This window comes from Streptomyces sp. CT34, assembly GCF_000805335.1.
GTDB lineage: Bacteria > Actinomycetota > Actinomycetes > Streptomycetales > Streptomycetaceae > Streptomyces.
This window is the reverse complement of the sequence record NZ_KN708638.1, coordinates 2,906,918-2,911,767: the sequence shown is the minus strand read 5'-3', so window position 1 is coordinate 2,911,767 and position 4,850 is coordinate 2,906,918. Positions and strand designations below refer to the sequence as shown.

At 70.2% G+C, this 4,850-nt stretch carries 3 protein-coding genes; all 3 read right to left on the bottom strand.

The genetic code is table 11. The annotated features are described in order from the left end of the window. Positions 1 to 88: 88 nt before the first annotated feature. Positions 89 to 1,591: a sugar porter family MFS transporter gene (locus RZ84_RS12750; protein WP_052229916.1), complete on the bottom strand. Its 1,503-nt coding sequence runs from the start codon at positions 1,589 to 1,591 to the stop codon at positions 89 to 91. A 386-nt stretch (positions 1,592 to 1,977) separates the two neighbouring features. Beyond that, complete coding sequence (locus RZ84_RS12745) at positions 1,978 to 2,997, bottom strand: Gfo/Idh/MocA family protein (protein WP_043264417.1); 1,020 nt, start codon at positions 2,995 to 2,997, stop codon at positions 1,978 to 1,980. 813 nt (positions 2,998 to 3,810) lie between these two features. Beyond that, the gene (locus RZ84_RS12740) at positions 3,811 to 4,731 is read right to left on the bottom strand and encodes a sugar phosphate isomerase/epimerase family protein (RefSeq protein WP_043264416.1); all 921 of its coding nucleotides are present in this window, start codon (positions 4,729 to 4,731) and stop codon (positions 3,811 to 3,813) included. Positions 4,732 to 4,850 lie beyond the last annotated feature (119 nt).

Genomic DNA, 4,850 nt, shown 5'->3' with positions numbered 1-4,850 from the left:
CGGCCGCCGGGGCCGGGGGACGGTCCTCGCGGAGTGATGGCAGAGGCGGGATCGGACGGCCGTAACGGGTCCGGGACACCGCCCGGTCTCAGCCCCGCCCGGCCCGCGCGGTCTCGCCGGCCCCCGGCCCCTGGGCCGCCTTCCGCAGCTCCTGCTCCAGGTCCTCCAGGGCCAGCCCCTTCGTCTCCGGTGCGTACCGCTTGCAGAAGAGCAGCGAGAGGACGCACATCAGGCCGAAGAGCCAGAACGTGATGCCCGCGCCGACCGCGTCGAGCAGCACCGGGAAGGCCAGCGCCACACCGAAGTTGACCAGCCACATCACGAACACCGCGGCGCCCATGGCCAGTCCGCGCACCTTCAGCGGGAACATCTCGGCGAGCAGCAGCCAGACACCGGTGTTCAGCGTGGCCTGCATGAACCCCATGTAGAGGACCATCAACGCGAGGACGAGGCAGCTGACGGCGGTGGAGTGCGGAAGGTGGAAGGCCGCGCCGAGCAGCCCCAGGGAGAGCGCCATACCGGACAGGCCGGCCAGCAGCATGGGGCGCCGCCCGACCCGGTCGATCAGCGACATGCCGATCGCGGTGGCGATGACCGAGATGGCGCCCACCGCGATGGTGGCGGTGATCGCGGCATTGGTGCCCAGACCGGTCGTCGCGAGGATCTTGGGGGCGAAGTAGATCACCGCGTTGACGCCGGTGATCTGTTGGACGATCGCCAGCCCGACGCCGACCAGCAGCAGCCGCCGCACCCACGGCGTACGCAGTTCCCGCCAAGCGCCGCGCTGCGCATCGGCCTCCAGGCTGCGGGCGTGGTCGATACGGCGCAGCTCGGCGGGGACGTCGTCGGCGGGCAGCGTACGGCGCAGCACCTCGGCGGCCTCGGCCTGCCGTCCCCGGCTGATGTACCAGCGCGGCGTATCGGGCAGGAAGAGGACACCGAGGAACAGCGCCACCGCCGGCAGCGCGGCCAGTCCCAGCATCCAGCGCCACGCCTCCCAGTGGGCCAGTACGGCGTTGATGAGGTACGCGAGCAGTTGACCGCTGACGATCATCAGGGAGTTGAAGGAGACCAGCCGGCCGCGGATGTGCGGGGGCGCGATCTCGGAGAGGTAGAGCGGCGTGATGACGGAGGCGCTGCCCACGGCGAGACCCAGTACGAACCGGGCCACGGCCATGAACGGTACGGTCGGCGCCAGCGCGACGGCCAGCGCCCCGCCGATGAACACCGCGCCCGCCCACAGCAGGGAGTTGCGCCGGCCCAGTGCGTCGGACATCCGGCCGCCGGCCAGCGAGCCGAAGGCCGCGCCGATCAGCAGTGCGCTGGTGATGATGCCCTCGCCGAGCGAGGTGAGGCCGAAGTGCCGCTCCATGAAGGGGAGGGCGCCGGAGACCACTCCGGTGTCGTAGCCGAACAGGGCGCCGCCGAGGGCGGCGATGGCAGCGATGCCGACGATGAAGCGCTTGGCACTGCGGGCCCCGGAGCGAGACCCGGAGCGGGCCCCGGAGGCGTCGCGGGAGTCGCCGTCCGGACCGCCGGAGGAGCCGGCTTCGGCCCCGGTGGGTGCCGTCTTGCTGGTCGGAGCCGCCATGGTCAGCTCCAGTCGGGCGTACGGGCTGGTGGTGGGGCTATACGGGACGCGTGGGGGAGTGGGGCGGTACACATGGTGCGGCCTTTCGCCGGTCGGAGGGGGCGGGGAGGAGTGAGGGGAGGGAGGGAAGGAACGGGAAGGGAAGGGGGGAGGCGAGATCAGGGGATCAGGGAATCAGGGGGGCAGGGGACCGGAGGGACCGGAGGGAACGGAGGGAACGGAGGGAACGGGGGATCAGCGGACCAGGGAGAAACGGGGCGAACAGAGAAGGGGAACACGGGGGACGGCTGTCGGCAAAAGGGGACGTGGCCTCAGGGGGCGCGACCCCAGGGGACGCGACCTTAGGAGACATGGCCTCAGGGGTCGCGACCTCAGGAGACGTGGCCTCAGCGGTAGAGCGCCGGGCGGTCGATCAGCTCGACGGCGACCCGCTCGCCGGTGGCCTGCGCGAGTACCCCGGCCTCGCACACCGCAGCCGCCGCATAGCCGTCCCAGCAACTGGGGCCCTCGACCTCGCCGCGTCGGGTGGCGTCCACCCAGCGCTGCACCTGCCGGTCGTACGCCTCCTCGAAGCGCTCCACGAAACCGGGGGTGATGGTGCCGCCCCACCGGCCCGACGTGTTGACGAAGACGCCGTGGTCGTCGCCGATCCGGGCGGTGCCGCTCTCGCAGACCGCCTCGCAGCTGACCTGGTAGCCGAAGCCGCAGTTGACGAAGAGCTCGGTGTCCACGACCTGCCCGCCGGCCGTCTCGAAAAGGATCAGCTGCGGGTCGCTGAGCCCGTCGGGAGCGTTGCCGCTGGGGGCCGGGCGCAGGACGCGGACGGCGGTGATCTCGTCGTCCAGCAGCCAGCGCGTCACATCGATCTCGTGCACCACCGAGTCGTTGATCATCATCGCGTTGGTGAAGCCGGGCGGGGTGTCGGCGTTGCGGTGCTTGTTGTGCAGCATCAGCGGACGGCCGTAAGTCCCCTGCTCCAGTAGGGACTTGAGGGTGCGGTAGCCGGCGTCGTAACGTCGCATGAAGCCCACCTGGACGCGCCGGTGGCCCAGCTTCTGCTCCGCCTCCAGGACCCGCAGCGCGGAGGCCGCGTCGGGGGTGAGCGGCTTCTCGCACAGGACCGGCAGATCCCGTGCGAACGCGTCGAGCAGCGCCGCCTCGTGCGCCGGCCCCGGCGAGGCGATCAGCACGGCGTCCACCGCGGGGTCGTCCATGGCGGCGGCCGGGTCGCTGTACGCGGCGGCCCCGTCGATGCCGTCGGCGAGGTGCTTGGCCCGGTCGGCATCGATATCGGCCACCGCAGCCACCCGGGCGCCACTGATCACCTCGTCGATCCGGCGCACATGGTCGGCCCCCATCCGCCCGGTACCGATGACCGCCACACCCAACATCCCGTACGAACTCATCCCGTCCAACCCTTCATCTCATCTCGCTCTGCACCTGCATCCGCACCCGCAACCGCATCCGCACCTACATCCGCGGCTGCGCATCCATCCACGGCTACGCCCACGGGCCTACGGCTACGCCTACGTATGCGTCCATGCGCGCGCCTGCGCGCGCATGGACTGCGGCCTGCCCGGCTCCCCTGGCCTCTCGCGCATCCGGGCCATCTCACCCGCTCCGCCCGGGCCACCTGACCCCATCTCGCCCTCCTCTCCCTTCATCCTTGTTCCGCAGCTCCAACCCCCATCCCCCTCCATCCCTTCCACTCCCATCTCTTCCACCCTCCACCCTCGCCTCTCCACTCCCTCTCCTTCACTTCTCACGGACTGTGAAATACCCTGGGAACTGATTACTCTCTGTAATCGTTGCCGGAGTATGAGGAGGCGCGCAAGGCACTCACGCGAGTCATGCACGGGAGGAAGTAGGCATGCATGCACATGCCGCGAGGGTGGAGGTGTGCGGGAAGGAGGGGAGGTACGGGGCGCGCACGAGGAGGCGAGTGGCGCGCGAAGCGGGGCATGAGCGCACGAGGGGGGGATCCCATCAGGCGCGGTCACCGTCGCGGTCGCGGTCGCTACGCGGTCACGGTCGCGGTCGCTTATGCGCTCGCGCTGCTGACTGACGCACTCGCGCTGCTTACGTGCTCGAGCCCCGCGGGCTCAGGCTGCACGCGCTCCCTCTGAGTTTTCCGCTCCCTCCGCGTCCTCCGCCCCTCCGCGTCCTCCGCCCCTCCGCGTCCTCCGCCCCTCCGGGGCCTACGCGCGCTCGTGCTGCGCTCACGCGCCGCAGGAGCGCAGGAAGCGCCGTGTGCGCTCGGCGATCGGGAAGGGCTGGTCGGGCGGGCAGGGGTACATGTCCTGCTCGACGATGGCGAAGAGGTCGACGTTCAGTTCCTGGGCGGCTTCCAGGACGGGAGGTAGCGCCGGTACACCCAGCGGCGGCTCGCACATCACGCCCTGCTGGACGGCCGGGCCGAAGGGTGTGCCCTTCGCGACGACGTCGCTGAGGATGTCCGGGTCGACCTGCTTGAGGTGGAGGTAGCCGATCCGCTCGCCGTAGGTGCGGATCAGTTTGACGCTGTCACCGCCGCAGTAGGCGTAGTGGCCGGTGTCCAGGCAGAGGTTGACGAGGTCGGAGTCGGTGACGTCGAGGAAGCGCTCGACGTGCTCCTCCGTGTCGATGTGGGTGTCGGCGTGCGGGTGGACGACGATGTCCAGGCCGAACTCGTCGCGTACCCGCTTGCCGAGGCGTTCCATGCCGGAGGTGAGGTGCTTCCACTGTTCGACGGTCAGCTCACGGGGTTCGAGCTCCTCGGCGGTCTTGTCGTCCCGCCAGAAGGAGGGGATGACGACGAGGTGCTTGGCGCCCATCGCCTGGGTGAGGGTGGCGACTTCGGAGACGTGGGCCCAGGTCTTGTCCCAGACGGACGGGCCGTGGTGGAGCGAGGTGAAGATGGTGCCGGCCGAGACCTTGAGGCTGCGGCGGGTGATCTCTTCGTGGAGTACGGCCGAGTCGGTGGGTAGATAGCCGTAGGGGCCGAGTTCGATCCACTCGTAGCCGGCCTCGGCGACCTCGTCCAGGAAGCGCTGCCAGGGGACCTGCTGGTCGTCGTCGGGGAACCAGACGCCCCAGGAATCGGGGGCGGAACCGACGCGGATGCGGTCCAGAACGGGCGCGGCGGCACGGGGTGTGGACATGCTGCGGCTCTCCTCTCGCCGGTCGGCGGTGACCGGGAGGCGCTGGTGCGGTTTGTGGGGCACAGCCTCTCTGCCGCCCCGGGGAGTGTCAAGACTTCGTCCTGACATAAGGACTTAAG

Excerpts from the sequence above, each read along its gene's own strand:
- RZ84_RS12750 (WP_052229916.1), bottom strand. The coding sequence starts at position 1,591 with ATGGCGGCTCCGACCAGCAAGACGGCACCCACCGGGGCCGAAGCCGGC.
- RZ84_RS12740 (WP_043264416.1), bottom strand. The coding sequence starts at position 4,731 with ATGTCCACACCCCGTGCCGCCGCGCCCGTTCTGGACCGCATCCGCGTC.
- RZ84_RS12745 (WP_043264417.1), bottom strand. The coding sequence starts at position 2,997 with ATGAGTTCGTACGGGATGTTGGGTGTGGCGGTCATCGGTACCGGGCGG.